Genomic DNA, 26,738 nt, shown 5'->3' with positions numbered 1-26,738 from the left:
GCCGCGCGCCCGCGTCACTCGGTCGCGACGTAATCGAGCGGCAGCGCGGTCGTGCGCTTGATGACCTCCATCGCGAACGCGGAGCTCACGTCCATCAGCTCGACGCTCTTGATGAGCCGCTTGTAGACACTGTCGTAGCCGGCGATGTCGGGCACGACGACCTTCAACAGGTAATCGACGTCGCCGCTCATCCGATAGATCTCGATGATCTCCGGAATCGCGCGGACGGCTTCGATGAAGCGCATCGTCCACGCGTCGCCGTGCTGGTTCGAGCGCACCGTCACGAACGCGGTGAGCCCGAGATTCAGCTTCGCCGGATCGCAGAGCACGACCTGCCGGCAGATCACGCCGTCGTCACGCAGTTTCTGCAGCCGGCGCCAGCACGGCGTCGGCGACAGGTTCACCGCCTTCGCGAGATCGTTCAGGCCGATCGTCGCGTCCTGTTGCAGCAGCGTGAGCATCTGAGCATCGCGTTTGTCCATATCCCCTCCGGATTAGAAAATTTTTCCAATCTTATCCGGATGCGCGCGAATCTTTAAAAACAATTTCCGATCTCGCGCAATTAACATGACTTCACGAACTGCCACGCCGCGACGCGCGGCGCCGCTCGATTCGCCTCGATTGAACAGATGACCAAAGGATCACGCCTTGAACGCCACGCATTCGACCGACACCGTCCTCGCGCACGAGGGCCGCGCGCACAGCCAGCTCGGCGCGCCCGTGAATCCGCCCGTCTACCGGCAATCGACGCTGCTCTTCGACAGCGTCGAAGCGCTGAAGCACGCGAACGGCACGCCGGACGTCTACGGGCGCGGCGGCAGCCCGACCACGCGCGCGCTCGAGACCGCGCTCGCCCGCCTCGAAGGTGCGCATCGCGCGATGCTCACGCCGAGCGGGCTGAGCGCGATCACGACGTCGCTGCTCGCGACGCTCGGCCCCGGCGACCATCTGCTGATGACGGACTCCGTCTACGACCCGACACGCGCGTTCTGCGCGGAGACGCTCGCGCGCCTCGGCATCGAGACGACGTACTTCGATCCGTCGATCGGCGCGGGCATCGCCGCGCTGATGCGTCCGAACACGCGCGCCGTGTTCGTCGAGTCGCCCGGCTCGCTGACGTTCGAAGTGCAGGACATTCCGGCGATCAGCCGGATCGCGCATCGGCACGACGCGATCGTGCTGATGGACAACACGTGGGCGACGCCGCTCTATTTCCGTTCGTTCGAGCACGGCGTCGACGTGTCGATTCACGCGGCGACGAAGTACATCTCGGGCCACTCCGACGTGCTGATGGGCGCGATCCTGACGACCGACGCGCTCTATCCGAAGATCAACCGCTTCTACCGGCAGCTCGGCCTGACCGTGAGCGGCGACGACGCATATCTCGCGCTGCGCGGGCTGCGCACGCTGTCGGTGCGGCTCGAGCGGCACCAGCGCAATGCGCACGCGCTGACGGAATGGCTCGCGAGGCAGCCCGAAGTCGCCGAGATCCTGTATCCGGCGCGGCCCGGTTCGCCCGGGCACGCGCTCTGGCGGCGCGACTTCACGGGCGCGAGCGGACTGTTCGGCGTCGTGCTGCACCCGCAATCGGACGAAGCGCTGCGCGCGATGCTCGACGGGATGACGTGCTTCGGCATGGGCTACAGCTGGGGCGGCTTCGAAAGCCTGATCCTCCGGTCGAACCCGGCGTGCTGTCGCACGGCGACGCAATGGAAGCGGGAAGGCCCGCTGCTGCGGATTCACGCGGGCCTCGAGCACCCGGACGACATGATCGCCGACCTCGAAGCCGGATTCTCGCGGCTGCGCGCCGCCGCGCCGACGCCGATCGAAGCCTGATCCGCCGCGATGCCGCGATGCCACCGATGCCGCGCGGGCGGCGAGCCGCCCTCACGCGATGCCCGCGCGCCTCGCCGGCGCCTGGCCCCAACCCACGTAGACCAACCACAGCGAGGCAACCATGAAAGACAAACTGTTCATTCTCCGTCCGGGCTTTTACAGCGGTGCGGAAGGCCCGTTCTACTGCGGCGATTCGGTGGCGGTCGAAGGCCTGCTGAGCTTCTTTCCGCAACTGCGCGACGCGGTCGACGTCGAGTACATCGATGCGCCGCGCCCGCGCAACGCGATCGTGGCGCTGATCGGCGAAGCCAACCAGTCCGCGCCGGTGATCGTGCTGGGCGAGGGTCGGGTGCCGAAGGACGCATCGGTCGCCGTTCGGGACCGCGACGGCACGCGCTTCATCAACGCGCCCGACGATATCCGGCGATATCTGTCGTCGCAGTACGGCGTCGCGCACGCATCGTGATCGCGCGCTCGACGCGGCCCTTCGCGTCGAGCGGCGACGGCCCACGCACCGGCGGTTCGCTTGCGAGCCGCCGGCTCTCCCTTACCCGACGTCGACGTTGCTCAGCCGGCCCTTCGCCGGCCGGCCGTGCCAGCGCAGCACGAGCATACGCCCGCCGAAACACAGCAGGCCCGTGACGCCGATCGTCACGCCCATCGCGAACGGCGTGCCGTCGGCGAGCGCACCGATCGCGACGCTCGCGAGCGCGCCGAGCGCGAGCTGCATCGCGCCGAACACGGCGGCCGCGGCGCCCGCGTTGTGCGGATAGCGGTGCATCAGGTCGGTCGTGCAGTTCGCCGACAGGATGCCGACGACGCCGACGACGAAAAAGAGGCTCGCGACGATCGACCACAAGCCGCCCAGCCCCGTGAGCGCGAAGAACGCGACGGCGAGCGACGCCGCGCAGCTCAGCAGCGACGCGCCGGCGATGATCTTCAGCGAGCCGACGCGGCCGACGAGCCGCGTGTTCAGGAAGTTGCCGATCATGATGCCGACGACGTTCAGCCCGAACAGCAGCCCGTAATGCTGCGGCGACACGTGGAAGTAGTCGATGTAGACGAACGGCGTCGCGGTGATGTACGCGAACATCGACGCGAACGCCATCCCGCCGCACAGCATATGGCCCCAGGCGACCGGATCGGCGACGATGTGCCCGTACGCGGCGAACGAGCGCAGCACGGCCGAGCTCGCGCGCCTCTCGCGCGGCCAGGTCTCGGGCACGCGCAGGAACGCGGCCGCCGCGCACACCGCGCCGAACAGCGTGAGCACGACGAACACGCCGCGCCAGCCGGAGAAGCGCAGCACCTGTCCGCCGATGAGCGGCGCGAGAAGCGGCCCGACCGCGGTGACGATCGCGACCATCGACAGCACCTTCGCGGCGTCGGCGGGCTCGTGCGCGTCGCGCGCGATCGCACGCGCGAGCACCGACGCGGCGCCCGCGCCGAACGCCTGCAGGAAGCGGACGACGATCAGCATGTCGATCGACGCGGCGACGAAGCAGCCGATGCTCGCGAGCGTGAAGAGCGCGATGCCGCCGAGCAGCACGGGCCGGCGGCCGTACGTGTCGGACAGCGGGCCGTAGAGCAGCATGCCGATCGAGAAGCCGGCCATGAAGCTCGTCAGCGTGCGCTGCGCGGCGGCGGCGCTCACGCCGAAGCCGTCCGCGATCGCGGGGAGGCTCGGCAGATACATGTCGGTGGCGATCGGCCCGCACGCGGCGAGCGCGCCGAGCAACAGGATCAGCCGGCCGTCGGGCCGGCGTCTTGCGACGTGAGACATGGGAATTCCACGGAAGCGGCCGGCGTGCGCCGGTGAGCGCGCTGCACGGTCAGGCAAGGAGGACGGCGGCCGGTCGGGCCGACTCGAGGTTTCGATTGTACGCGACCCTTCGTCGGCGCTCTTGACGCGCCCGGACTGGGCGTCGGCTTGCGCGCTTCGCTGCGTTCGCATGCGGTGCTTTGGTGCTTTGGTGCTTTGGTGCTTTGGTGCTTTGGTGCTTTGGTGCTTTGGTGCTTTGGTGCTTCGGTGCTTCGGTGCTTCGGTGCTTCGGTGCTTCGGTGCTTCGGTGCTTCGGTGCTTCGGTGCTTCGGTGCTTCGGTGCTTCGGTGCTTCGGTGCTTCGACAGTTCGGGGCTCGGGGCTCGGGGCTCGGGGTTCGGGGTTCGGGGTTCGGGGTTCGGGGTTCGGGGTTCGGGGTTCGGGGTTCGGGGTTCGGGGTTCGGGGTTCGGGGTTCGGGGTTCGGGGTTCGGGGTTCGGGGTTCGGGGCTCGGGGTTCGGGGCTTCAGTGCGTTGAATTCCCGAGCCTCACTGTTTCCACATCGCCTTCCATTCATTCCCGCGCCCGCGCGAGCGTCTCGCCGCTCCGACGCGCCGGCGATCGCCCTCCGCCGGCCACCGCAATTTTCTTGATCCGACCGCCCTTTGCCCGGCACCGCCGTCGCGCGACGCCCGCGCATCGGTTAAGCTCGCCGTTTCATTGGACGATTCCGCGCCGAGCTGCCGACATGACCGCCTTCCTGCTGATCTGGAGCCCCAAGAAATGGCCGTGGCCCGAGTTGCCCGAGATGGCCGCGCGCGTGAAGGCGGGCGAAGCAGTCGCGGACGTCTGGGGCTGCGGCTTCTCGCGCAGCATCCTGCCGGGGGATCGCGTGTTCCTGCATCGCGTCGCGAAGGAGCCGAAGGGCGTATTCGGCTCCGGCTACGTGACGCGCGGGCCGTACGAAGTGCCCGATCCGGAAATGAAGCGCGGCTACCGGCTTTGCATCGATTTCGTCTACGACTGGCTCGTCGACGGCCATAGCGAAGTCGTGATCCCGCGCGACGCGCTGCGCGCACATCCGTTCTCGGTGCAGACGTGGGACGCGCAGACGTCCGGCATCTCGATCAAGCCCGTCGCCGAAGGCGCGCTCGAGAAGCGCTGGGCCGAGCTCACCTGCAAGCGCAAGCCGCTGCGGCGCGCGTAGCCGGCAACCCAGCCGCCCTTCGTCGCGGCGGATCGCCGTCGATCCGGCAAATGCGGCAAAGCGAGCCGGTACGAAGAGAATCGGACGAATCCGGCCCGCGCCCCGCCCGGCAAACGCGGGCCGCATCACATATCGCGCGCCCGCGCCGCCCCCACGCCCTGCTCGCGCGCCCAACCGCCGCAGCCCCGGCCGGACCCGCGCCGCGCGTCTCCGGTACAATCGGTCGGATCGATACGTCCGACGCGAGCCGCGGCGCTTCGCCGCTCGCGCGCACTCCTCTCGCAGGTCCAATTCATGCCGAACAATCAAACTCTCTTCGAACGCGCCCAGCGGACCATCCCGGGCGGCGTCAATTCGCCGGTGCGGGCATTCCGCTCGGTCGGCGGCACGCCGCGCTTCGTCGCGCGCGCGCAAGGCGCGTACTTCTGGGACGCGGACGACAAGCGCTACATCGACTACATCGGCTCGTGGGGCCCGATGATCGTCGGCCACGTGCACCCGGACGTGCTCGCGGCCGTGCAGCGCGTGCTCGCCGACGGCTTCTCGTTCGGCGCGCCGACCGAAGCCGAGATCGAGATCGCCGAGGAAATCTGCAAGCTCGTGCCGTCGATCGAGCAGGTGCGGATGGTGTCGAGCGGCACCGAGGCGACGATGAGCGCGCTGCGCCTCGCGCGCGGCTTCACCGATCGCAGCCGGATCGTCAAGTTCGAAGGCTGCTATCACGGCCACGCGGACAGCCTGCTCGTGAAGGCGGGCTCGGGGCTCCTCACGTTCGGCAACCCGACGTCGGCGGGCGTGCCGGCCGACGTCGCGAAGCACACGACCGTCCTCGAATACAACAACGTCGCGGCGCTCGAAGAAGCGTTCGCCGCGTTCGGCGACGAGATCGCCGCGGTGATCGTCGAGCCCGTCGCGGGCAACATGAACCTCGTGCGCGGCACGCCCGAATTCCTGAACGCGCTGCGCGCGCTCTGCTCGAAGCACGGCGCCGTGCTGATCTTCGACGAAGTGATGTGCGGCTTCCGCGTCGCGCTCGGCGGCGCGCAGCAGCACTACGGGATCAAGCCGGACCTCACGTGCCTCGGCAAGGTGATCGGCGGCGGGATGCCGGCCGCCGCGTTCGGCGGCCGCGGCGACATCATGTCGCACCTCGCGCCGCTCGGCGGCGTCTATCAGGCGGGCACGCTGTCGGGCAATCCGATCGCGGTCGCGGCGGGCCTGGCGACGCTCAAGCTGATCCAGGCGCCCGGCTTCCACGACGCGCTCGCGCAGAAGACGCGCCAGCTCGCCGACGGCCTCGCGGCCGAAGCGCGCGCAGCCGGCGTGCCGTTCTCGGCCGACGCGATCGGCGGGATGTTCGGCCTCTACTTCACCGAACGCGTGCCGGCGAGCTTCGCCGACGTGACGAAGAGCGACGTCGAGCGCTTCAACCGCTTCTTCCATCTGATGCTCGACGAAGGCGTGTACTTCGCGCCGTCCGCGTACGAAGCGGGCTTCGTGTCGAGCGCGCACGACGACGACACGCTCGACGCGACGCTCGCCGCCGCGCGCCGCGCGTTCGCGGCGCTGCGCCCCTGAACGGCCGGACGACAGACAGGACCCACCGATGTTCTCGGAAAGCGACTTCACCCACATGCAGCGCGCGCTCGCGCTCGCCGCGCGCGGGATGTACACGACGACGCCGAATCCGCGCGTCGGCTGCGTGATCGTCCAGAACGACGTCGTGATCGGCGAGGGCTTCACGCAGCCGGCAGGCCAGGATCACGCGGAAGTGCAGGCATTGAAGGACGCGCGTGCGCGCGGCGGCGACCTGCGCGACGCGACCGTCTACGTGACGCTCGAGCCGTGCAGCCACTTCGGCCGCACGCCGCCGTGCGCGCACGCGCTGATCGACGCGCGCGTCGGCAAGGTCGTCGCGGCGATGGAGGACCCGAACCCGCAGGTGTCCGGGCGCGGCCTCGCGATGCTGCGCGACGCGGGCATCGACGTGCGCTGCGGTCTGCTCACGCACGAGGCGCACGAGATGAACATCGGCTTCGTGTCGCGGATGACGCGCGGCCGGCCTTGGGTGCGGATGAAGACGGCCGCGTCGCTCGACGGGCGCACCGCGCTCGCATCCGGCGAAAGCAAGTGGATCACGGGCGACGCCGCGCGCGACGACGGCCACAAGTGGCGGGCGCGCGCCTGCGCGATCCTGACGGGCATCGGCACCGTGCGCGAAGACGATCCGCAGCTCAACGTGCGCGGCGTCGACACGCCGCGCCAGCCGCGCCGCGTGCTGATCGACAGCCGCCTGGACATTCCGCTCTCCGCGCGCCTGCTCGAAGGCGGCTCGCTCCTCATCTTCTGCGGCGCGCTCGACTCGCAGAGCGAAGCGCGCGCGGACGCGCTGCGCGCGCGCGGCGCGGAGATCGTGCCGCTCGCGAACGCGCGCGGCAAGGTCGATCTGCCCGCCATGCTCGCCATGCTCGGCGAACGCGGGATCAACGAACTGCACGTCGAGGCGGGCCACAAGCTGAACGGCTCGCTGCTGCGCGAGCGCTGCGTCGACGAGCTGCTCGTCTATCTCGCGCCGAGCCTGCTCGGCGCCGACGCGGCGGCGATGTTCGAGGTCGCCGCGCCCCCGTCGCTCGCCGACCGCACGCGGCTCGCGTTCCATAGCGTCGAGCGCGTCGGCGACGACCTGCGCATCCTCGCGCGCTTCGCGAACGCACACGCGAGCGCGTCCCCTACTCATTCATAACGGAACCCGACACGATGTTTACCGGAATCGTCGCGGCGGTCGGCCGCATCGAAACGATCGAGCCGATCGCCTCCTCGCCCGACGCGGGCGTGCGCCTCGAATTGCGCGCGGGCGGGCTCGACCTCGCCGACGTCGCGCTCGGCGACAGCATCGCGATCCAGGGCGCGTGCATGACGGTCGTCGCGAAGACGGCCGACACGTTCGACGTCGAGGTGTCGCGCGAAAGCCTGAACAAGACGGTCGGCCTCGCCGAGCCGGGCGACGTGAACCTCGAAAAAGCGCTGCGCGCGCACGATCGCCTTGGCGGCCACATCGTGTCCGGGCACGTCGACGGGCTCGGCACGGTCACGCGCTTTGCGCCCGTCGGCGAATCGCACGAGCTGCGCGTGCTCGCGCCGCGCGAGCTCGGCCGCTATCTCGCTTACAAGGGCTCGATCACCGTCAACGGCGTGAGCCTTACCGTCAATTCGGTCGAGGACCGCGACGACGGCTGCGAATTCTCGATCAACCTGATTCCTCATACGGTCGAGGTGACGACGCTGCGGCATCTGAAGGCCGGCGCGAAGGTCAATCTGGAGATCGACATGATCGCGCGGTACACCGAAAGGATTCTGTCGTCGGCGCCGCCGATACAGCGTAGCTGACCGCTGCGGTCAGCTACAGCTGCATGGCTGTCTTTCGCTCGGCGGCAAGTCGTCCATCGGGCGACTCTGTAACCCGTAGCCGCTTTGCATCCGGCGCGTCGAGTATCGGCCCTCCGGCCTACTCGACCCGGACTACGCCGCGGCAAATCGCAATCAGGAAGCTGCTCCCCCATCGTTCGTCAACGCTTTCAACGCCCGCTCTGGAGACACTGGTCCCTTGTAAAGCGGGCTACATGGGGTGCGCGCCAGTTTTAGCGACAGTTCGATGAGTTCGGTCGGTTTGTCGTGGGCGCGGTAGGCTTCGGCGAGATGCGCGAACTCCGTCATGATGCCGACAACGCTGCGATTTTGTGTCTTCGCGTATTTGACGACCTGCATTTCGCTCACTTCCGACTCGATAAACGAACCCGGCATCCCGTGGGCGGCCAGTATGTCTATCAGAGCTTCCGGGAACCTAACCGCTAGGTTGGTGGCAGGAGCCAACGGCATCAGCACCGGCAATAGCGTCTGCTCATTCACCAGCATCGCGACCTGAGGCCGCCATGGCAAAACAGTTGCGTACCAGTTGCCAAGCTTCGTCGTGCTGCTTCCAGCCTCGACCACGTCGGGTTTCAGACGTTTGAGCAGCTTGTGAGTGCAGTAAAGATAGAGCATAGAAAGGGGAGCAACCGTGTACCAAAAGAAGATGTACGCCGAGCTAACATGGCGTACCTCCAACCGACTCCGGCGCGATGAGCGGTAGGCCCAAGCGTAGTTCGGCCCGGCTCGCCGAAGCGTGCTCTTGCAATTATACGCAAGTAGCGTATAATTTTTTATGGAAGCGACCTTCATTGAACTGCCGACGTTTTCCCGTGAACGCGAGAACTACCTGGCGGATGACGAGTACGCCGTCCTGCAGAAAGAGCTGCTGGCCAATCCCGAGGCTGGCGACCTGATCAAGGGAGCCGGCGGTCTGCGGAAGTTGAGGTTCGCCGACAAACGCCGCCAGAAAGGCAAACGCGGTGGCCTACGGGTGATCTATTACTACTGGGTCAGCGGTTATCAATTCTGGTTGTTCACACTGTACGACAAGGATGAAATGGCAGACCTCTCCAGTGACGAGCGCAAAGCCTTCGCAAAGCTACTGGAAAGAGAGGTCACGATACGGAGCAAGCAATGAAGAAGCGAAATCTGTTTGCTGAATTGACCGAGGGTCTCGATGCCCTTACTGCCGAGCGCGAAGGGAAAATCACGCTGCGCAAGATCAAGGCCGATGTGCCCGATGCGCTCGAAGTTTCGCCAGCAGAAATCAAGGCCGTGCGTGAAGCCTCTCACGCGTCGCAAGCCGTCATGGCCCGAAGCCTGCGCATCAATGTGCGTACGTATCAGAATTGGGAACAAGGCAAGGCCAAGCCCAACGCACAAGCGGCCACGCTGATCCGACTGGTCGCCAAGCACCCGGAAACGCTTCAGATGCTGGAAACGCTCTGAACAATTGCGGGCAGCGTCCACCATCGCCTGTGGTCGTCTCGCTACAAGCACCGTGACGCGACGGTATTTCTGACGGTATACGAGCAGCTTTTCTTGATCCCGCTTATGTGGGGCTTGGTTTTCCCGCCAGACTCCACATAATCGCGCGATACGTCGAGCGGATGGTGAACGCGCCGAAGTAAGCGTGAACCGGCGCGGCGCGCGGCGCGGGCGCGCGATCGGACGATCGGCGCACGCATCGCGCCCTTTTCGCATCTGCGCCGCCCGCCGGATATCGCGCACCGGCGCGCGCCGAACGTCCGCCGCGCGGCGCTCCGGCCGCATCGCCGCGCGCGCCGCCATAGGCCGTTCGGCCGACGCGGCCGGCCGTCGCGCCGCATCCGGCTAAAACCCGGCGCGCGTGGCGTAAAATACGCGCTTTCCCCTCCCCTGATCCTTTTATGACGCTCGCCTCCACGCCCGACATCATTGCCGAGCTCAAAGCCGGCCGGATGGTGATCCTGGTCGACGAAGAAGACCGCGAAAACGAGGGCGACCTCGTGCTCGCCGCCGAGTTCGTCACGCCGGAAGCGATCAACTTCATGGCTCGCTACGGCCGCGGGCTGATTTGCCTCACGCTCACGCAGGAGCGCTGCAAGCAGCTCCACCTGCCGCTGATGACGTATCGCAACGGCACCCAGTACGGCACCGCGTTCACGGTCAGCATCGAAGCGGCCGAAGGCGTGACGACGGGCATCTCGGCCGCGGACCGCGCGCGCACGATCGCGACCGCGGTCGCGCACGACGCGCGCGCCGAGCACATCGTGCAGCCGGGCCACGTGTTCCCGATCATGGCGCAGCCGGGCGGCGTGCTCGTGCGCGCGGGCCACACCGAGGCGGGCTGCGATCTGACGGCGCTCGCGGGCCTCACGCCCGCCGCCGTGATCTGCGAGATCATCAAGGACGACGGCACGATGGCGCGCCTGCCGGACCTGATCGAATTCGGCAAGGAGCACGGCCTGAAGATCGGCACGATCGCCGATCTGATCCACTATCGCAGCCGCACCGAATCGATCGTCGAGCGCGTTGCCGAACGCACGATGCAGACGGCGCACGGCCCGTTCAAGGCGGTGCTGTACCGCGATCATCCGACGGGCTCGCCGCACATCGCGCTCGTGCGCGGCACGCCCGCGCCGCACGACGAGACGCCCGTGCGCGTGCACGAGCCGCTGTCGGTGCTCGACCTGCTCGAGACCGGCATATCGACCCACTCGTGGACGCTCGACGCCGCGATGAAGGAAATCGCCGCGCGCGAGCTCGGCGTGGTCGTGCTGCTGAACTGCGGCGACACGAACGAGCATCTCGTCGACGTGTTCCTCGCGTTCGACGAGAAGGAGAAGGCGGCCGCGCTCAAGCGCCGGCCGGTCGATTTCAAGACGTTCGGCATCGGCGCGCAGATCCTGCGCGACGTCGGCGTCGGCAAGATGCAGGTGCTGTCGAATCCGCGCAAGCTCGGCAGCATGTCCGGCTACGGCCTCGAAGTCACCGGCTTCGCGCCGATGCCGGGCGGCGCGACGTCGACGCCCGACGCCGCATAACGGTCTCGTGTCGTAGTGTCGTACTGTTGTCAGCCTGTGCTGCAGCCCCTATCACCGCTAATCCACACCACGGAAAGAACATGGAAATCGGACAATATCAACCGAACCTCGAAGGCGATGGCCTGCGTATCGGCATCGTTCAATCGCGCTTCAACGAGCCCGTCTGCAACGGCCTCGCGGACGCGTGCGTCGAAGAGCTGGAGCGCTTGGGCGTCGCCGGCGAAGACGTGCTGCTCGTGACCGTGCCGGGCGCGCTCGAAATCCCGCTCGCGCTGCAAAAGCTCGCGGAAAGCAACCAGTTCGACGCGCTGATCGCGCTCGGCGCGGTGATCCGCGGCGAGACCTATCACTTCGAGCTCGTGTCGAACGAGAGCGGCGCGGGCATCACGCGCATCGCGCTCGACTTCAACACGCCGATCGCGAACGCCGTGCTCACGACCGAAACCGACGAGCAGGCGATCGCCCGGATGACCGAGAAGGGCCGCGACGCCGCACGCGTCGCCGTCGAGATGGCGAACCTCACGATGACGCTCGATCAATTGAGCGACGACGAAGAGGATGAAGACGAGGACGACGAAGACGAAGAGGAGCGCGCATGAAGAAGAGCGCCCGCCGACAATCGCGCGAGCTGGCGACGCAGGGCCTGTATCAGTGGCTGCTGTCGAACGCGGCGCCGGGCGAGATCGACGCGCAATTGCGCGGCGCGCTGGGTTACGACAAGGCCGACAAGACGCTGCTCGACACGATTCTGCACGGCGTGATCCGCGAGCACGCGGCGCTTGCCGAAGCGATCTCGCCGAGCCTCGACCGTCCGATCGACCAACTGTCGCCCGTCGAACGCGCGGTGCTGCTGATCGCGACGTACGAGCTCACGCATCAGATCGAAACGCCGTACCGCGTGATCATCAACGAGGCCGTCGAACTCGCGAAGACGTTCGGCGGCTCGGACGGCTACAAGTACGTGAACGGCGTGCTCGACAAGCTCTCCGTCAAGCTGCGCCCGGCCGAAACGCAGGCGCGACGCGACGCGTAACCCCTTCGCGGGCGCGCGGCGCGCGCCCGCTTTCCGCTTCCCCAACGTTTTGATTCGACGATGAATACCGCTGCCGATTCGCTCCTGAGGCTCGCGTCGCGCGTCGACGCGATCGAGCCGTTCTACGTGATGGAGATCGTCAAGGAGGCCGCCGTGCTCGAGCGCGCCGGCCGCGACGTCATCCACATGAGCATCGGCGAGCCGGACTTCACCGCGCCGGAGCCCGTCATCGAGGCGGCGGCCGCGGCGCTGCGCCGCGGCGTCACGCAATACACGAGCGCGCTCGGCATCGCGCCGCTGCGCGAGGCGATCGCCGCGCACTATGCGCGCGCGTACGGTCTCGCGATCGCGCCGGAGCGGATCGTCGTGACGGCGGGCGCGTCGGCCGCGCTGCTGCTCGCGTGTCTCGCGCTCGTCGGCCGTGACGACGAAGTGCTGATGCCCGATCCTTCGTATCCGTGCAACCGCCACTTCGTCGCGACGGCCGAAGGCCGCGCGATGCTCGTGCCGAGCGGCCCCGAAACCCGCTTCCAGCTGACCGCGAACGACGTGAAGGCGCGCTGGGGCGAACGCACGCGCGGCGTGCTGCTCGCGTCGCCGTCGAACCCGACGGGCACGTCGCTCGAGCCCGCCGAACTCGGCCGGATCATCGACGCCGTGCGCGCGCGCGGCGGCTTCACGATCGTCGACGAGATCTACCAGGGCCTGAGCTACGACGGCGCGCCCGTCTCGGCGCTGTCGTTCGGCGACGACGTCGTCACCGTCAACAGCTTCTCGAAGTACTTCAACATGACGGGCTGGCGGCTCGGCTGGCTCGTCGTGCCGCCGGCGCTCGTCGGCACGTTCGAAAAACTCGCGCAGAACCTGTTCATCTGCCCGTCGGCGCTCGCGCAGCATGCGGCGCTCGCATGCTTCGAGCCGGACACGCTCGCGATCTACGAGGCGCGCCGCGCCGAATTCAAGCGCCGCCGCGATTTCATCGTGCCGGCGATCGAATCGCTCGGTTTCGAGGTGCCCGTGATGCCGGACGGCGCGTTCTATGTATACGCGCAATGCGGCGGCGTCGCGCATCCGGCGGCAGGCGACAGCGCCGCGCTCGTGAACGCGATGCTGCACGACGCGGGCGTCGTGCTCGTGCCGGGGATGGATTTCGGCGTTCATGCGCCGCACGACTATATCCGGCTGTCCTATGCGACTGCGTACTCGCGGCTCGAAGAGGCGGTCGAGCGTCTCGGCAAGCTGTTCGGACGGTAGAAGGCTCTCGGCAAGGGCGCCGCCGGCCGCATTGCGGGCACCGTCCGTTGCTGCCGATCACGGCGGTCGCGCCGCGGCGCGTCTCGCGATCGCCCATCCTGCTTCCCACCTCTTTCGCCTTCGGCTTTCCGTGCCCCGCCCTTCACTGCGCCGCTCGCCTCGAGGCCGAGCTTGACGATTTGCGCTTTGGGACTTCGGACTTCGGACTTCGGACTTCGGACTTCGGACTTCGGACTTCGGACTTCGGACTTCGGACTTCAGCGTAAGTACTGGGCCGCGTGCCGCAACCGCGCCGATTTGCGACAAATCGGCGTGGCCGTCACACACACTACCGCTTGCAGTTAGTTGCACCTACAACACGCGCAACATCCTCGCCCGCCCAAACGAAAAAGCCGAGTCCCGTCTGACACCGGACTCGGCCCTTTCGATGATTCCCAGCCTTCTGCAACCTGCTCGCGACCGAAGCGGCCCGCCGCTCCGGCGCATTCGGCAATCGCCATCGCCACCCGTCAGGTGCCGAGCTCCGAAGCAGCGGTGTCGTGCTTCGCCGCCGTGTCGACGCTCGCGTCGTCCTGCTGCGGCGCCTTCGGCGCGGCGGCCGCCTTGATTGTCAGCGGGTGCGCGCCGTCGAGCGTCGTACGCACGCGCTTTTGCGTCGAGCCCGACGTCGATACCGTCGCGACCGTCACTGCGCCCTGCGCGGGCTGCTGCGACGCATAGATCGATACCTTGCGGCCGCGCGCGACATCGCGCAGCCGGTCGCGCTCGCCGATCACCTTCGTGCCGTAGCCGCCGTCGTCGGGCGTCGTCGCGCCGACGTACAGACGCAGCCCGCCCGAGAGCGAGCCGCCGCGCGCGATGCAATCCTTCAGCACGAGCGCGCCGACCTGGATGTTGACGAGCGGCTGCAGCGCCGCATCGGTACCGCCGAAATACTCGAACTTGTCCGAATGGACCTTCGACATCACCTGCATCAGGCCCTGCGCGCCGACGCCGCTTTCGGCGTATGGATTGAAGCCGGATTCGATCGCCATCACGGCAAGGATCAGCAGCGGGTCGAGCCCGACGTCGCGGCCCGTCTGGAACGCCGCCTTCACGAGCTGGCCGACGGGCTCCTGCGCGACGCGGTAGCGGCGCGCGAGGTAAGTGGCGACGAGCGCCTGTTCGCGGTTCGACGCGAGCACGCGGTCGTCGCGCGCGTCGGCGGCGACCCGCTGCGTCGGGATGAGCTTCGCGAGCGACACGGGCGAAGGACCGTTGCGCACGGCGTCGAGCGCCGCGCCGACGTCGGCGGGCGCGGCCGTTGCCGTCGGCGCAGGCGTCGCGTCCGCGTTGATCGATTCGGCTTCGTCGGCATTCGCCGGGCCGAAGGTCGGGAGCGGATGGCCGCTGAGGAGCCGCGCCGGACCGGCCTGGACGGCAGCCGACACGAACGGCATTACTTTTGCTGCGAGCGTGCCGCGCACGTTGGGCAGCAGCCACAGCGCGAGCGCGATCGCAACCGCACAGCAACCGACCACGCTCAATAGATGGTGACTGACACGCGTCCCGCGACGCAGCGCTGCGCGCAATATCTGCGCATGCCGCTCACTGGGACGCCACGATAACCAAGCGTTCATTCAGATCCTCCACGGGCATGATTCGTGCGGCTCGCTCGGTTCTCGAGGCGAGACATGGCGCGCTGCCGCGGAATCAAGACACCGAGCGTCTTGGTCAGACCGCATCGGTATCGGAGAAACGGTATAAGTACCGTTCGGAGCCACGTCGAAACAGGGCCTGCACTTGCGGCAGGCGGACGCGCGAGGCTCCTACGCAAAAAACCAGCGTCGACTGGGCGCTGGCTAGGACAACAAACAGACCGTCAGAAGGCCGTGCAGGTATCGGCGGACGGCGACGCGTTGCGTCTATAGGACCGGGGATTGATGGTTCAACACTGGGACCTGCAACCAATGTGAGCGGATTCTAGCAGGGTTTTATAGATCGTCAACACTATAGAAATACGATTTCATAACAAAAAGTAATGATTTGTTACGGGTCGGATTTGGAAGCCGCGTGCCGCCTGGCGCTCGGATCCGCCGCCATTTTTTTACGTTTCCATCGCCTGGCCGTCCGGCCGGGTAAAATCGGCGCTCGTTTCCGGGCGGACGCCGTGCCCGCCCTCACCGCCGCCGCCTGTCGCGCGCGGCCCGGACATCCTTCATGAAATACAAAGACTTACGCGATTTCATCAACAGCCTCGAACAGCTCGGCGAGTTGCGGCGCATCACGCAGCCCGTGTCGCCCGTCCTCGAAATGACCGAACTCTGCGACCGCGTGCTGCGCGCGGGCGGCCCCGCGCTCCTGTTCGACGCGCCGACCGGCTACCGGTTTCCGGTGCTCGGCAATCTGTTCGGCACGCCGCGGCGCGTCGCGCTCGGAATGGGTGTCGATGCCGACGACGAAGCGGCGCTCGCGTCGCTGCGCGACGTCGGCCGACTGCTGTCCGCGCTCAAGGAGCCCGATCCGCCGAAGAGCCTGAAGGACGCAGGCAAGCTGCTGTCGCTCGCGAAGGCCGTCTGGGACATGGGCCCGAAGACGGTGTCCGCGCCGCCGTGCCAGGAGATCGTCTGGGAAGGCGCCGATGTCGATCTGCACAAGCTGCCGATCCAGACCTGCTGGCCCGGCGACGCGGGTCCGCTCATTACCTGGGGCCTGACGGTCACGCGCGGGCCGAACAAGACCCGCCAGAATCTCGGCATCTATCGGCAGCAACTGATCGGACGCAACAAACTGATCATGCGCTGGCTCGCGCATCGAGGCGGCGCGCTCGATTTCCGCGAATTCGCGCTGAAGAACCCGGGCCAGCCGTATCCGGTCGCCGTCGTGCTCGGCACCGATCCGGCGACGACGCTCGGCGCCGTCACGCCCGTGCCCGACACGCTGTCCGAATACCAGTTCGCCGGCCTCTTGCGCGGCGCGCGCACCGAGCTCGCGAAATGCCTGACGCCCGGCGTCGACACGCTGCAGGTGCCCGCGCGCGCGGAGATCGTCCTCGAAGGCTTCATTCATCCGCAGCAAGGCACGCCCGCTCCGGCGCCCGAAGGCGCGCCGCCGCGGCCGGCTGCGGGCGCCGCGGCCGGCTACGAGCACGCGCTCGAAGGCCCGTACGGCGACCACACCGGCTATTACAACGAGCAGGAGTGGTTTCCGGTCTTCACCGTCGAGCGGATCACGATGCGCCGCGACGCGATCTACCATTCGACCTACACCGGCAAGCCGCCCGACGAGCCGGCCGTGCTCGGCGTCGCGCTGAACGAGGTGTTCGTGCCGCTCCTGCAGAAGCAGTTCCCCGAGATCACCGACTTCTACCTGCCGCCCGAGGGCTGCAGCTACCGGATGGCCATCGTCCAGATGAAGAAGAGCTACGCGGGCCACGCGAAGCGCGTGATGTTCGGCGTCTGGAGCTTTCTGCGGCAGTTCATGTATACGAAGTTCATCGTCGTCGTCGACGAGGACGTGAACGTGCGCGACTGGAAGGAGGTGATCTGGGCGATCACGACGCGCGTCGATCCGGCGCGCGACACCGTGCTCGTCGAGAGCACGCCGATCGACTATCTCGACTTCGCGTCGCCCGTCGCGGGTCTCGGCTCGAAGATGGGGCTCGACGCGACCAACAAGTGGCCGGGCGAAACCCAGCGCGAATGGGGCCGGCCGATCGAGATGGACGCCGCCGTGAAGGCGCGCGTCGATCGTCTGTGGACCGACATCGGCTTGTCGTGAGCTTCCGCTTCTCCAACCTTCGATAACGACGACGCACCATGAGCTTCGCCCCCACGTCGATGCTGTCCGACGGTTTTTTTTTGTCGCTTTCGCTTTGTCTCGACATCGGCCTCGTGAATGTCGCGATGCTGTCGCTCACGCTGTCGCACGGATTCAGGCCGGGATTCTGGCTCGGCGTCGGCTCGTGCGTCGGCGATCTCGTCTATGCGGCGCTCGCGCTCGCCGGGATGGCCGTGCTGCTGCAATTCGAAGCGGTGCGCTGGATCGTATGGCTCGGCGGCGGCGCTGTGCTGCTGTTCCTCACGTGGAAGATGGCGCGCGAGGCGCTCTTTCCCGAACCGGCGCACGATGCCGTGGACGACGATACCCCCGCCGCTCCCATACGAGCGAGCACGTGGCGCAATTTCGCGCGCGGAATGCTGCTCGCGATGTCGTCGCCGTCGGCGATCCTGTGGTTCGCGGCGGTCGGCGGCGCGCTGATCGCGAAGGCCGGCGCGACGACGCCCGCGACGGCATCCGTGTTTCTGTCGGGGTTCTTCCTCGGCGGGCTCGCGTGGACGCTCTTTCTCTGCACGCTCGCGAGCCAGGGCCGCAAGCGCGCGGGCGCAGGGCTGATGCGCGCGTGTCACGTCGTGTCGGCGCTGCTTTTCGCGTATTTCTCGTACAGCGTGATCGTCGGCGGCTATCGCGACCTGATTCTGAACGCGGCGGCTTGACGCTGGCACGATGCGAGTCGCTCAAGTCGTTCAAATCGTTCAAATCGTGCGGGTCGGCTCAGACGGCTCGAACGACGCGGTCGAAGTCAGGATCTCGAGCCGCTCGCGCAACCGCATACGCAGCCCGGCCTATCCGGACCGGCCGCTCGCCTCGATGGATCGACCGGCCCGCCGCTCGCGCGTGCGGCCTGCCGACAAGACACGCCGCAAGCCGCACGCACGCGCTCACCCGCGCAGGAACTCGCCGTAGCGCGCGAGATCGACGTTCCCGCCGCTCAGGATCACACCGATGCGCTTGCCCGCGACGGGCAGCACGCCATCGAGCACCGCGGCCGCGCCGAGGCAGCCGGTCGGCTCGACGACCATTTTCATCCGCTCCGCGAAGAAGCGCATCGCCTCGATCAGTTGCGCGTCGCTGACCGTGACGATCCGCTTGACGAGCTTCTGGATGATCGGGAAGTTGTACGCGCCGACGTGCGTCGACGCCGCGCCGTCCGCGATCGTCCGCGGCACCGGGATGTGCACGACCTCGCCGCGCGCAAGCGACTGCTGCGCGTCGTTGCCCGCTTCCGGCTCGACGCCGATCACGGCGCAGCCGGCCGCGAGCGCAGCCGCCGACAGCGCACTGCCCGCAATCAGCCCGCCGCCGCCGAGCGGCACGACGAGCATGTCGAGTTCGCCGACTTCGTCGATCAGTTCCTTCGCGGCCGTCCCCTGCCCGGCGATCACGTGCGGATGGTCATACGGCGGCACGAGCGTCATCCCACGCTCCTGCGCGAGCCGCGCGCCAATCTCCTCGCGGCTTTCCGTGTAGCGATCGTAGGTGATGACTTCGCCGCCGTAGCCCTTCGTCGCCGCGACCTTCGCGGCGGGCGCGTCGTGCGGCATCACGATCGTCGCGTGGATGCCCGCGAGGCGCGCGGCAAGCGCGATCGCCTGCGCGTGGTTGCCGGACGAATACGTGAGCACGCCCGCGCGGCGCTGTTCGGCGTCGAAGTGCGAGATCGAGTTGTACGCGCCGCGGAACTTGAACGCGCCCATCCGCTGGAAGTTCTCGCATTTGAAGAAGATCGTCGCGCCGGTGCGCGCGTCGGCCGTGCTGGACGTGAGGACGGGCGTGCGATGCGCGACGCCGGCGAGCCGGGCGGCCGCGTCGGCCACGTCGTCGAAGGTCGGGATGGCGAGGTCGGAAGCGGATTGAACAGGCATGGCGGCGAGTAGGAAAACGCGTTGGACAAGGAAACGGTCATTGTCCCAGCTTCGCTCGACTCGCGCAGCCCCGAAAAAGAAAACGGCGCGGCACGAACCATCGCCGTGCAGCGCCGCGGCATCAGGCGCGCCGCCGGCCAGGCGGCGCGTCGACGTCAGCAATCAATAACGCCAGTACGGACGGCCGTAGTAGCCGTGATGGCGCCAGTACGGGCGCCCGTAGCCGTAGTAGCCGCCGACCACGACAGGCGGCGCGTAGTACGCGGGCGCCGGCGCGTAGACGACAGGCGGCGGAGGCGGCGCGTAATAAACGGGCGGCGGCGCGGCGTAAACCGGATACGCCGGCGCGATCGGCACCCCGATGCCGACACCGATCGACACGTGCGCCTGGGCGGCGCTCGCAGCGCCCAGGCCCAGGACTGCAACGGCGATCAACGGAATGAGCTTTTTCACTTTGGTTCTCCTGGCAGCGGGCGTCAGCGCCCACCGCATCGACAGCGACGGCAAGCTTGCCGCATGAGTCGAATGTAGCGAAATCCCGCATCGCGAGCCACGCGCATTTGTTGCAAATTGCAATTGCGCAAAGCCTCGCGGCAAGGCCGCGCGCGGGATCGGACGCGGCCGCGCGGGCGCGGTCCGGCTGCAATTCGGCGGATTGCGAGGAATCGCGGGAGGCGCCGCGCGCCCCGCCGCGCCATCCGTCCGGCGACCGGTAATGAACGATTACAAATTAGAGACAGTATGTGGACGGCGCGACACGGACGGATCCCGCCGCGCATTCCGTCCCTCAAAAAATGCGGCGGCCTTTTGGGGCTGGATCGAACGCCGCCGCCGCCGAATACGCGATACTGATGGTTTGCCGCAGATTCAGGATCGCATCCATGTCCTTGTCCGCTACGCCCCGCATCGGCTTCATCGGCGCGGGCCGCCTTGCCCGCTGCGTCGCCCGCCGCTTCGCGCGCGCCGGCTACGCCGTCACCGCGATCGCGAGCCGCTCGCCCGCGCCGGCCGCCGCGCTCGCCGCGCAGATCGATGCCGACCAAGCCGCACGCGACGCCGCTGACCCCGCACGTTCCGGCCACGGCAACGCGGCGCACGGCGCGCGTTGCGCGGCGGTCGATTCGCCGCAGGCGGTCGTCGACGCCGCCGACCTGATCTTCGTCACCGTGCCCGACGACGCGCTCGGCCGGATCGCCGCCGAATTGCGCTTCGCGCCGGCGCGCGCGGGCGACCAGGCGCTCGTCCACTGCAGCGGCGCGTCGAGCGTCGATCTGCTCGCCCCCGCGCGCGCGCAGGGCGCGGCGACGGGCGGCTTCCATCCGCTCTACCTGTTCGGCGGCGGCGACGCCGATCTCGCGCGGATCGACGGCTGCTCGGTGACGATCGAGGCCGACGGCGCGCTGAAGGACGTGCTCGTCGCGCTCGCCGCCGCGCTCGGCTGCCATCCGCTGTCGATCCCGGCGGGCGGCCGGATGCTCTATCACGCGGCCGCCAACTACGCGGCGAGCTTCGCGCTCTGCAACCTCGCCGAATGCGTCGAGCTGTGGCGCTCGCTCGGCCTCGCCGAGGACGACGCGCTGCGCGCGCTGCTGCCGATGCTCGCCGGCACGATCGAGACCGCGCGCGACAAAGGACTCGCGAACGCGCTCGCGGGGCCCGTGTCGCGCGGCGACGTCGGCATCGTCGAGCGGCAGCTCTCGCTCCTCGAGTCGCTCGGCGGCGATCACGCGGCGCTCTACGCGCTCCACACCCGCCGCGCCGTCGCGCTCGCGCGCAAGCGCGCGTCGCCGCCGCCGTCGCTCGACGCGCTCAAGCACGCGGTCGACGCGTCGCTCGCCCGTTCGCTCGACCTCGCGCGCCCCGCCCGCGACGAGCCGTGATAAGGTGACGCCCGATGCGCGCCGCCTGCGGGCGGCGACGGCACGCTACCCGACTGGACTGGATAAGGAAAAGGATTCAAACGATGTTCGGCGAGATCGCCCGTTTTCTGCTCAATACCGTCTTCACGCTGTTCGGCGCCGCGCTGATTCTGCGCGTCTGGCTGCAGGCCGTGCGCGTGCCGCCCTACAACCCCGTCACGCAGGCCGTGCTGCAGGCGACCAACTGGCTCGTGCTGCCGCTGCGGCACATCGTCCCGGGCGTGCGCGGCGTCGATTGGGCGAGCATCGTCGCGGCGCTCGTCACATCGCTCGTCTATGTCGCGCTGATGGTGACGATGGCGGGCGTCGACGCGCTGTCGATCATCCCGACGATCCTCATCGTCGCGCTGCTGACCGTCGTGAAATGGGCGCTCAATCTCGTGCTGTGGCTGACGATCCTGATGGCGCTGCTGTCGTGGCTGAACCCGCGCTCGCCCGCGATGGCGATCCTGTATCAGTTGACGGCGCCGTTCCTGAACCCGCTGCGCCGGGTGATCCCGCACCTGGGCGGCATCGACCTGTCGCCGATCCTGCTGTTCGTGATCGTCCAGGTGCTGATCATGATCGTGACGCGCGCGGCGGTTTCGCTCACGCTGTTCGGGATCTGACGCGCTACCGGTTCGGCGGACCGGCGGCGGCCGGCGCGCCGTCGCCGAGATTGTCGATCACGCCGAAGTGCGCGGGGATCGTCGCGTAGCACACGCGCACCTTCTCGCGCGACACGCGCTCGATGAGCCGCTGCGCCTCGTCTTCCGTGACGATGAATTCGACCTCGATCGCAAGCGAGCCCTGCAACTCGAAGAAGCGATCCTCGTGCAGCACCCGATGCTGGCCGAACCCCGCCATCGCGCGAAACGCGGAGCCGCCCGCGATGCCCATCCGGTTCGCTTCCTCGAGCAGCCACTCCCAGAGCGGCTTCCAGTGCAGCCGGTGATTCTCGTGTACGTAAAAACGCAGGAAGACTCCGTCCATAGCCACCTCCGCCCGGGCCGCATCAGGCCGGCGCGAGCCACGCCCGCGCGGTCCACATGCCGAGCCCCGTCAATGTGAACGAACCTATCAAGTGTAGGGCAGCCACGGCGAGCGCCCAGCCGAACTCGCCCTGAGCCGCGTGCGTCATCACTTCGACCGAGTAGGTGGAGAACGTCGTGAGCCCGCCCATGAAGCCCGTGATCACGAAGAGGCGCCATTCGGGCGGCAGCCCCGCCCTCATGGTAAACGCGACGACCGCGATCCCGATCAGATAGCCGCCGATGAGGTTCGACGCGAGCGTGCCGAGCGGCACTTCGGGCAAGAGCGCATTGAGGCCGAGGCTCAGGAACCAGCGCAGCAGCGCGCCGAGCCCGGCGCCGACGAAGATCGCGACGATCGAATAGAACAAGGCCGCACCTCACGATTGACGGGGAGAAGGTCCGCGCGACGTCCGCGCCGCGGGCATGCGCGATGCCCGCAGGACGTGCGGCGGCGGCCGGCATTCGGCGCGGCGCGAGATGCCGGACGCGCCTGAGCCGGCTGCGCACGCTCAACTTTATGCGGATTTCCGGCCGCCCGGCAATCGGCCGGCCCGCGCGCCGCGCCGAATGCCGGCCGCCGCCCGGATGCACCGGCGGCGCTTCGCCTTCCCGCCGCATCGATGCGGCCACTCCGAAAAATCGTAATCCTCGCGTAAAAATGTCGAATGAAAACTACCGTTCGTTCTATTTCAAGGATGCCAAATAAAACAAAAACAATATCCCTATAAATCAATTATTATGATTATTTAAAAAATTCCACCCGGGTTACTCCGGATACCGCCCGCCCCGTGCGAGCGCGCCGTGAGCCGCTCGCCCGATCGGCCATCCGGCCTTATTCGACAACGCATCCCATCGGTTCGAAATGAACAACGATGCCCATGTTCCGGATATCAAAACGGACTCGGTGAATTCCCTCAGCACGCTAATTTTTATTCAAAAAAATTTCTCCGCTCCGTAGAATTCAAACAGACCACGCCATTTTATTGATATGGAGAATGCGCCATGAAAAACAATCCCCTGCTATCCATATTGATAACGGCCGCGTGCCTTCAGGCGTTCGCGTCGACAGCCGCGCTCGCGCAGGGCAACGGCCAGTCGTCGTCATACGTCGAAGGCACCCGTGTGCCGAAAGGCTTCGCGCGGCCGCCGTTCCACACGAACAAGCTGCGCATCGCCGGTACGACCGTCGCGGGCCTCGCGCCCGCCACCGTGCGGCACGCGTACGGCTTCGACTCGATCGCGAACCAGGGCGACGGCATGGTGGTCGCGATCATCGACGCATACGACGACCCGAAGATCGAATCCGATCTCGGCGTATTCAGCAAGACCTTCTCGCTGCCGACCTGCACGACGTCGAACGGCTGCTTCAAGAAGATCTACGCGAACGGCAGCAAGCCGCGCGCCGACGCCGGCTGGTCGCTCGAGATGTCGCTCGACGTCGAATGGGTGCACGCGATCGCGCCAAAAGCGAAGATCGTGCTCGTCGAAGCGGCATCGAACAGCTTCAACGACCTGATGACCGCGGTCGACGTCGCCGTCGGCAACGGCGCGTCCGTCGTGTCGATGAGCTTCGGCGGCAGCGAGTTCAGCTCGGAGACCGGCTTCGACAGCCACTTCGGCTCGCCGTCACGCGTCACGTTCGTCGCGTCGTCGGGCGACAGCGGCAACGGCAGCGAGTATCCGGCGGCGTCGCCGTACGTCGTCGCGGTCGGCGGCACGACGCTGTCCACCGACGCGTACGGCAACTACCTCGGCGAAACCGCGTGGAGCGGCAGCGGCGGCGGCGTCAGCACGTACGAGCCGGAGCCGTCCGGACAGGCGCTGTGGCCGATTCCGTACGCCGGCAGCCGCGGCGTGCCCGACGTCGGCTACAACGCGAATCCGGGCTCGGGCTTCGCGGTGTACGACTCCGTCACTTACCAAGGGCAGTCGGGCTGGTTCGTGGTCGGCGGCACGAGCGCGGGCGCGCCGCAATGGGCGGGGCTCTTCGCGATCGCGAACTCGATGCGCACCGCCGCCGGCAAGGCGAAGCTCGCCGGCCCGTACAACCTGCTCTACACGGTCGGCAAATCCGCGTACGGCAGCGACTACCACGACGTGACGTCGGGCACCAACGGCACTTGCGGGACGATCTGCACTGCGAACGGCGGCTACGACTACGTGACGGGATTGGGCTCGCCGCAGGCGCTCAATCTGATTCAGGGACTCGTCGCGCAGCCTTGACGCGCGCGGCGTGAAGGCGGCGCGCCAAAGATCCGGCGGCGTGAATCGGACATGGCGCGGAGATCTCGATCGAAGTCGAAACGATCATACGCCCGGGCGATGCGCGCTCAGAAGCGTTCGACGACAAGCGACGCCTGCCGGCCCGCCACCGATCCGCACACGGCCGCCGGCTCGCTCGCCCCCCGATCATTTCGCGGCCGCATTCGCCCGCTGCAGCGCCGGCGTGCCCTGCACCCGCTCGACGATGAAATCCATCACCGCGCGAATCGGCGGCGCGGCCTTCAACTGCCGATGCACGACGAGCCAGATATCGCGCACGAACGGCTCGGCGTCGGCGTCGAGCTCGACGAGATCGTCGCTCGCGCTCGGCAGGAATCGCGGCAGCATCCCGATTCCGGCGCCGGCGCGCGTCGCCGCAAATTGGCTCGTGATGTCGCCGAGCCGGCACACGACCGGCCGCTTGCCCGCGACCTTCTTCAGCCATCGCTGCTGCGGCATGTCGTCGAACTGATCGTCGTAGCCGATGAATTCCCAGCGCGCCGGCTCCTGCAGATACGGGTAGCGCCGCGCCGCATAGAGCGCGAACTCCATCGCGCCGATGCGCCGCACGACGTTGCCCGCCTCCTTCGGACGCACGAGCCGCACCGCGACGTCGGCCTCGCGCCGGCTCAGCGACACGCTCTGCGCCTGCCCCGACAGCGCGAGCTGGATGCCGGGATAGCGTTCGCGAAACGCCGTCGTCGTCGCCGCGAAGAAGTTCGTGACGAGCACGGGCGGCGCGCTGACGACGACCGTGCCCGTCAATTGCGACCGCTCCGCCTGAACCGCGCGCTCGATCGCGAATGCGCCCGACTCCATCGTCGACGCGATCTCGAAGATCCGCCGGCCGGCGCCCGTCAGCGTGCAGTGCCGTGGAAAGCGCTCGACGAGACGCACCTGCAATTCGGTTTCGAGCATCGTGACCCGGCGGCCGACCGTCGCATGATCGACGCCCAGCTCGCGCGCCGCGCCCGACAACGTGCCGACACGCGCGACCGCCAGAAAATGGCGCAAGTTTTCCCAATCGAACATCGGTGCAATTTTCCACAGAGAGAGTGCAGATCTGGGGAATTTACATCAGATCGACGCGAGCGATACCCTTCGCTTCGACGCACGGATCCGCGCCTCACACCAGTTCGCAACATTGGAGAAATCAGATGACTCTTGCCATGGCGATGACGCAAACGGGCGGCCCCGAGGTGCTGAAGGCCATCGACGTCGAGGTCCCCGCTCCGGGGCCGCTCGACGTGCGCATCAAGCAATCGGTGATCGGCGTGAATTTCGTCGATACCTATTTCCGCAGCGGCCTCTACCCCGTCGCGTCGCTGCCCGCCGTGATCGGCTTCGAAGGCGCGGGCATCGTCGAGGCGGTGGGCGGCGAGGTCGCGCGCCTGCGGCCCGGCGATCGCGTCGCCTACACGGGTGCGCCGATCGGCGCTTACGCCGAGTCGCGCTTGCTGCCGGAGAGCCGGCTCGTCAGGATTCCCGATGCGCTCTCGTTCGAGACGGCCGGCAGTTCGATGCTGCGCGGGCTCACCGCGCACATGCTGCTGCACAACGTGCATCCGACGAAGCGCGGCGACTGGATTCTCGTGCATGCGGCCGCGGGCGGGCTCGGACAGATCGTCGTGCGATGGGCGAAGCGGCTCGGCGCCAACGTGATCGGCACGGTCGGCTCGCCCGGCAAGATCGATCTCGCCCGCGCGGCGGGCGCCGATCACGTGCTTCTCCATACCGATCCGCATTGGACCGACGACGCCGTGCGCGTGGCCGAGCGCCGCGGCGTGCACCTCGCGATCGACGGCATCGGCGGGAGCATGGTCGCGCAGACGCTGCGCGTCGTCCGTCCGTTCGGCGTCGTCGCGAGCCTCGGCCAACCGGCGGGCCCGATCCCGCCCGTGCGCGTCGAGGATCTCGGCTTCGCCCGCTCGATCGCGCTGATGCGGCCGAGTTCGCTCGCGTATGCGGACGATCCGGATCTGTACGCGCGCGGCACGAGCGATCTGCTCGACGTGCTGGTCGACGGGATGGTCGGGCCGATCGGCGCACGCTACGCGCTGACCGACGCGGCGCGCGCCCATGCCGAGCTCGAAGCCGGCAGGACCACGGGCAGCGTGATCCTGACCGTGTAACGGAGCGTTCGACGCCGCGCCTCGCGCGTTGCGCATTTGCTTGCAGTGATCGTTGCGACCATGCGTAGTATCGTTCGCGCGAACACGCCGGCAGGATGTGCGATGAAGCATGGAGCATGGAGCATTTGACGGCCGACGGCGGCCGATATGTGATTCGGCCGCCTAGCCGGACGCGTCGGCTGCCGCTCCACGATGCCCTCCTCC

General features: G+C 67.6%; 27 protein-coding genes and 1 pseudogene. 19 read left to right on the top strand and 9 right to left on the bottom strand.

Annotated features, from left to right (window positions below; all coding sequences use genetic code 11):
- Positions 1-14: 14 nt before the first annotated feature.
- Complete coding sequence (locus BG90_RS12205) at positions 15-482, bottom strand: Lrp/AsnC family transcriptional regulator (RefSeq protein ID WP_010105734.1); 468 nt, start codon at positions 480-482, stop codon at positions 15-17.
- Between the two features lie 166 nt (positions 483-648).
- Between BG90_RS12205 and metC the strand changes: the two genes are divergently transcribed.
- Both metC and BG90_RS12195 read left to right on the top strand, forming a co-directional pair.
- Positions 649-1,836 carry a cystathionine beta-lyase gene (metC, locus tag BG90_RS12200; RefSeq protein WP_010116625.1) on the top strand — a complete coding sequence of 396 codons (1,188 nt, stop codon included), beginning with the start codon at positions 649-651 and terminating at the stop codon, positions 1,834-1,836.
- A 121-nt stretch (positions 1,837-1,957) separates the two neighbouring features.
- Complete coding sequence (locus BG90_RS12195; protein WP_010105736.1) at positions 1,958-2,302, top strand: DUF3088 domain-containing protein; 345 nt, start codon at positions 1,958-1,960, stop codon at positions 2,300-2,302.
- 81 nt (positions 2,303-2,383) lie between these two features.
- Here BG90_RS12195 and BG90_RS12190 read toward each other — a convergent pair whose 3' ends face one another.
- A complete protein-coding gene (locus BG90_RS12190) occupies positions 2,384-3,619 on the bottom strand; it encodes a Bcr/CflA family multidrug efflux MFS transporter (RefSeq protein ID WP_010105737.1) in 1,236 nt (411 codons plus the stop codon).
- Positions 3,620-4,344: 725 nt separating this feature from the next.
- On the opposite strand from BG90_RS12190, the gene BG90_RS12185 reads away from it, so the two are divergent.
- From BG90_RS12185 to BG90_RS12170, 4 genes and pseudogenes are all read left to right on the top strand, one after another.
- Positions 4,345-4,803 (top strand): hypothetical protein, encoded by a 459-nt coding sequence (locus BG90_RS12185; protein ID WP_010116633.1) that lies wholly within the window; start codon positions 4,345-4,347, stop codon positions 4,801-4,803.
- A gap of 131 nt (positions 4,804-4,934) precedes the next feature.
- Positions 4,935-6,381 (top strand): annotated as a pseudogene (gene hemL / locus BG90_RS12180) (glutamate-1-semialdehyde 2,1-aminomutase).
- A 28-nt stretch (positions 6,382-6,409) separates the two neighbouring features.
- Positions 6,410-7,546: a bifunctional diaminohydroxyphosphoribosylaminopyrimidine deaminase/5-amino-6-(5-phosphoribosylamino)uracil reductase RibD gene (gene ribD / locus BG90_RS12175; protein ID WP_045568144.1), complete on the top strand. Its 1,137-nt coding sequence runs from the start codon at positions 6,410-6,412 to the stop codon at positions 7,544-7,546.
- A gap of 14 nt (positions 7,547-7,560) precedes the next feature.
- Positions 7,561-8,190 (top strand): riboflavin synthase, encoded by a 630-nt coding sequence (locus BG90_RS12170; protein WP_010105743.1) that lies wholly within the window; start codon positions 7,561-7,563, stop codon positions 8,188-8,190.
- 153 nt (positions 8,191-8,343) lie between these two features.
- On the opposite strand, the gene BG90_RS12165 is transcribed toward BG90_RS12170, so the two are convergent.
- Positions 8,344-8,844, bottom strand: a complete 501-nt coding sequence (locus BG90_RS12165) for a DUF6933 domain-containing protein (RefSeq protein ID WP_010121212.1) — start codon at positions 8,842-8,844, stop codon at positions 8,344-8,346.
- A gap of 160 nt (positions 8,845-9,004) precedes the next feature.
- Here BG90_RS12165 and BG90_RS36975 point away from each other — a divergent pair, with 160 nt between their 5' ends.
- The 6 genes from BG90_RS36975 (at position 9,005) to BG90_RS12130 (ending at position 13,524) form a co-directional block, all read left to right on the top strand.
- Positions 9,005-9,349 carry a type II toxin-antitoxin system RelE/ParE family toxin gene (locus BG90_RS36975; RefSeq protein ID WP_010121214.1) on the top strand — a complete coding sequence of 115 codons (345 nt, stop codon included), beginning with the start codon at positions 9,005-9,007 and terminating at the stop codon, positions 9,347-9,349.
- The gene (locus BG90_RS36970) at positions 9,346-9,660 is read left to right on the top strand and encodes a helix-turn-helix domain-containing protein (RefSeq protein WP_010121216.1); all 315 of its coding nucleotides are present in this window, start codon (positions 9,346-9,348) and stop codon (positions 9,658-9,660) included. Before BG90_RS36975 ends, BG90_RS36970 begins: the two co-directional genes overlap by 4 nt.
- Positions 9,661-10,100: 440 nt before the next feature.
- Complete coding sequence (gene ribBA / locus BG90_RS12145) at positions 10,101-11,237, top strand: bifunctional 3,4-dihydroxy-2-butanone-4-phosphate synthase/GTP cyclohydrolase II (protein WP_010105760.1); 1,137 nt, start codon at positions 10,101-10,103, stop codon at positions 11,235-11,237.
- An 80-nt stretch (positions 11,238-11,317) separates the two neighbouring features.
- Positions 11,318-11,836, top strand: a complete 519-nt coding sequence (ribH, locus tag BG90_RS12140; protein ID WP_010105762.1) for a 6,7-dimethyl-8-ribityllumazine synthase — start codon at positions 11,318-11,320, stop codon at positions 11,834-11,836.
- Positions 11,833-12,270, top strand: coding sequence for a transcription antitermination factor NusB (nusB, locus tag BG90_RS12135; protein WP_010105764.1), 438 nt, complete (start codon positions 11,833-11,835; stop codon positions 12,268-12,270). The genes ribH and nusB overlap by 4 nt, the downstream gene beginning before the upstream one ends.
- Before the next feature lie 60 nt (positions 12,271-12,330).
- The gene (locus tag BG90_RS12130) at positions 12,331-13,524 is read left to right on the top strand and encodes a pyridoxal phosphate-dependent aminotransferase (protein WP_010105766.1); all 1,194 of its coding nucleotides are present in this window, start codon (positions 12,331-12,333) and stop codon (positions 13,522-13,524) included.
- A 509-nt stretch (positions 13,525-14,033) separates the two neighbouring features.
- On the opposite strand, the gene BG90_RS12125 is transcribed toward BG90_RS12130, so the two are convergent.
- Positions 14,034-15,143 carry a lytic transglycosylase domain-containing protein gene (locus BG90_RS12125; RefSeq protein WP_010105773.1) on the bottom strand — a complete coding sequence of 370 codons (1,110 nt, stop codon included), beginning with the start codon at positions 15,141-15,143 and terminating at the stop codon, positions 14,034-14,036.
- Between the two features lie 580 nt (positions 15,144-15,723).
- Here BG90_RS12125 and BG90_RS12120 point away from each other — a divergent pair.
- Complete coding sequence (locus tag BG90_RS12120; RefSeq protein ID WP_010116646.1) at positions 15,724-17,283, top strand: UbiD family decarboxylase; 1,560 nt, start codon at positions 15,724-15,726, stop codon at positions 17,281-17,283.
- Positions 17,284-17,321: 38 nt separating this feature from the next.
- Complete coding sequence (locus BG90_RS12115) at positions 17,322-17,999, top strand: LysE family translocator (RefSeq protein WP_010105779.1); 678 nt, start codon at positions 17,322-17,324, stop codon at positions 17,997-17,999.
- Between the two features lie 225 nt (positions 18,000-18,224).
- On the opposite strand, the gene BG90_RS12110 is transcribed toward BG90_RS12115, so the two are convergent.
- A complete protein-coding gene (locus BG90_RS12110) occupies positions 18,225-19,208 on the bottom strand; it encodes a threo-3-hydroxy-L-aspartate ammonia-lyase (protein WP_025989953.1) in 984 nt (327 codons plus the stop codon).
- Between the two features lie 162 nt (positions 19,209-19,370).
- A complete protein-coding gene (locus BG90_RS12105) occupies positions 19,371-19,661 on the bottom strand; it encodes a hypothetical protein (RefSeq protein WP_010116650.1) in 291 nt (96 codons plus the stop codon).
- 428 nt (positions 19,662-20,089) lie between these two features.
- Between BG90_RS12105 and BG90_RS12100 the strand changes: the two genes are divergently transcribed.
- Entirely contained in the window at positions 20,090-21,088 is a 999-nt protein-coding gene (locus BG90_RS12100; protein ID WP_045568142.1) for a Rossmann-like and DUF2520 domain-containing protein, read from the top strand.
- A gap of 83 nt (positions 21,089-21,171) precedes the next feature.
- The gene (locus BG90_RS12095) at positions 21,172-21,735 is read left to right on the top strand and encodes a YggT family protein (protein ID WP_010116661.1); all 564 of its coding nucleotides are present in this window, start codon (positions 21,172-21,174) and stop codon (positions 21,733-21,735) included.
- Positions 21,736-21,739: 4 nt separating this feature from the next.
- On the opposite strand, the gene BG90_RS12090 is transcribed toward BG90_RS12095, so the two are convergent.
- Both BG90_RS12090 and crcB read right to left on the bottom strand, forming a co-directional pair.
- Positions 21,740-22,099, bottom strand: coding sequence for a DUF190 domain-containing protein (locus BG90_RS12090; RefSeq protein WP_010116663.1), 360 nt, complete (start codon positions 22,097-22,099; stop codon positions 21,740-21,742).
- A gap of 22 nt (positions 22,100-22,121) precedes the next feature.
- Positions 22,122-22,508, bottom strand: coding sequence for a fluoride efflux transporter CrcB (gene crcB, locus BG90_RS12085; RefSeq protein ID WP_010116665.1), 387 nt, complete (start codon positions 22,506-22,508; stop codon positions 22,122-22,124).
- 62 nt (positions 22,509-22,570) lie between these two features.
- On the opposite strand from crcB, the gene BG90_RS35010 reads away from it, so the two are divergent.
- Both BG90_RS35010 and BG90_RS12080 read left to right on the top strand, forming a co-directional pair.
- Positions 22,571-22,846 (top strand): hypothetical protein, encoded by a 276-nt coding sequence (locus BG90_RS35010; protein WP_124072255.1) that lies wholly within the window; start codon positions 22,571-22,573, stop codon positions 22,844-22,846.
- A 296-nt stretch (positions 22,847-23,142) separates the two neighbouring features.
- The gene (locus tag BG90_RS12080) at positions 23,143-24,363 is read left to right on the top strand and encodes a S53 family peptidase (RefSeq protein ID WP_010116674.1); all 1,221 of its coding nucleotides are present in this window, start codon (positions 23,143-23,145) and stop codon (positions 24,361-24,363) included.
- Between the two features lie 186 nt (positions 24,364-24,549).
- On the opposite strand, the gene BG90_RS12075 is transcribed toward BG90_RS12080, so the two are convergent.
- Positions 24,550-25,434, bottom strand: a complete 885-nt coding sequence (locus tag BG90_RS12075) for a LysR family transcriptional regulator (RefSeq protein ID WP_010116675.1) — start codon at positions 25,432-25,434, stop codon at positions 24,550-24,552.
- A gap of 125 nt (positions 25,435-25,559) precedes the next feature.
- Between BG90_RS12075 and BG90_RS12070 the strand changes: the two genes are divergently transcribed.
- Positions 25,560-26,534, top strand: a complete 975-nt coding sequence (locus BG90_RS12070; RefSeq protein ID WP_025989954.1) for a quinone oxidoreductase family protein — start codon at positions 25,560-25,562, stop codon at positions 26,532-26,534.
- Positions 26,535-26,738: the final 204 nt, after the last annotated feature.

This window comes from Burkholderia oklahomensis C6786, from assembly GCF_000959365.1.
GTDB classification, from domain to species: domain Bacteria; phylum Pseudomonadota; class Gammaproteobacteria; order Burkholderiales; family Burkholderiaceae; genus Burkholderia; species Burkholderia oklahomensis.
This window is presented reverse-complemented; position numbering and strand designations above follow the sequence as displayed.

Coding starts and splice junctions, on each gene's coding strand:
- BG90_RS12080 (WP_010116674.1), top strand. CDS start 23,143: ATGAAAAACAATCCCCTGCTATCCATATTGATAACGGCCGCGTGCCTT.
- BG90_RS12120 (WP_010116646.1), top strand. CDS start 15,724: ATGAAATACAAAGACTTACGCGATTTCATCAACAGCCTCGAACAGCTC.
- BG90_RS36975 (WP_010121214.1), top strand. CDS start 9,005: ATGGAAGCGACCTTCATTGAACTGCCGACGTTTTCCCGTGAACGCGAG.
- BG90_RS12075 (WP_010116675.1), bottom strand. CDS start 25,434: ATGTTCGATTGGGAAAACTTGCGCCATTTTCTGGCGGTCGCGCGTGTC.
- BG90_RS12070 (WP_025989954.1), top strand. CDS start 25,560: ATGACTCTTGCCATGGCGATGACGCAAACGGGCGGCCCCGAGGTGCTG.
- BG90_RS12170 (WP_010105743.1), top strand. CDS start 7,561: ATGTTTACCGGAATCGTCGCGGCGGTCGGCCGCATCGAAACGATCGAG.
- BG90_RS12090 (WP_010116663.1), bottom strand. CDS start 22,099: ATGGACGGAGTCTTCCTGCGTTTTTACGTACACGAGAATCACCGGCTG.
- BG90_RS12130 (WP_010105766.1), top strand. CDS start 12,331: ATGAATACCGCTGCCGATTCGCTCCTGAGGCTCGCGTCGCGCGTCGAC.
- ribH (WP_010105762.1), top strand. CDS start 11,318: ATGGAAATCGGACAATATCAACCGAACCTCGAAGGCGATGGCCTGCGT.
- BG90_RS12205 (WP_010105734.1), bottom strand. CDS start 482: ATGGACAAACGCGATGCTCAGATGCTCACGCTGCTGCAACAGGACGCG.
- BG90_RS12165 (WP_010121212.1), bottom strand. CDS start 8,844: ATGCTCTATCTTTACTGCACTCACAAGCTGCTCAAACGTCTGAAACCC.
- ribD (WP_045568144.1), top strand. CDS start 6,410: ATGTTCTCGGAAAGCGACTTCACCCACATGCAGCGCGCGCTCGCGCTC.
- BG90_RS12195 (WP_010105736.1), top strand. CDS start 1,958: ATGAAAGACAAACTGTTCATTCTCCGTCCGGGCTTTTACAGCGGTGCG.
- BG90_RS12190 (WP_010105737.1), bottom strand. CDS start 3,619: ATGTCTCACGTCGCAAGACGCCGGCCCGACGGCCGGCTGATCCTGTTG.
- BG90_RS12115 (WP_010105779.1), top strand. CDS start 17,322: ATGAGCTTCGCCCCCACGTCGATGCTGTCCGACGGTTTTTTTTTGTCG.
- BG90_RS36970 (WP_010121216.1), top strand. CDS start 9,346: ATGAAGAAGCGAAATCTGTTTGCTGAATTGACCGAGGGTCTCGATGCC.
- BG90_RS35010 (WP_124072255.1), top strand. CDS start 22,571: ATGCCCGCAGGACGTGCGGCGGCGGCCGGCATTCGGCGCGGCGCGAGA.
- BG90_RS12185 (WP_010116633.1), top strand. CDS start 4,345: ATGACCGCCTTCCTGCTGATCTGGAGCCCCAAGAAATGGCCGTGGCCC.
- BG90_RS12095 (WP_010116661.1), top strand. CDS start 21,172: ATGTTCGGCGAGATCGCCCGTTTTCTGCTCAATACCGTCTTCACGCTG.
- nusB (WP_010105764.1), top strand. CDS start 11,833: ATGAAGAAGAGCGCCCGCCGACAATCGCGCGAGCTGGCGACGCAGGGC.
- ribBA (WP_010105760.1), top strand. CDS start 10,101: ATGACGCTCGCCTCCACGCCCGACATCATTGCCGAGCTCAAAGCCGGC.
- BG90_RS12125 (WP_010105773.1), bottom strand. CDS start 15,143: ATGAACGCTTGGTTATCGTGGCGTCCCAGTGAGCGGCATGCGCAGATA.
- BG90_RS12110 (WP_025989953.1), bottom strand. CDS start 19,208: ATGCCTGTTCAATCCGCTTCCGACCTCGCCATCCCGACCTTCGACGAC.
- BG90_RS12100 (WP_045568142.1), top strand. CDS start 20,090: ATGTCCTTGTCCGCTACGCCCCGCATCGGCTTCATCGGCGCGGGCCGC.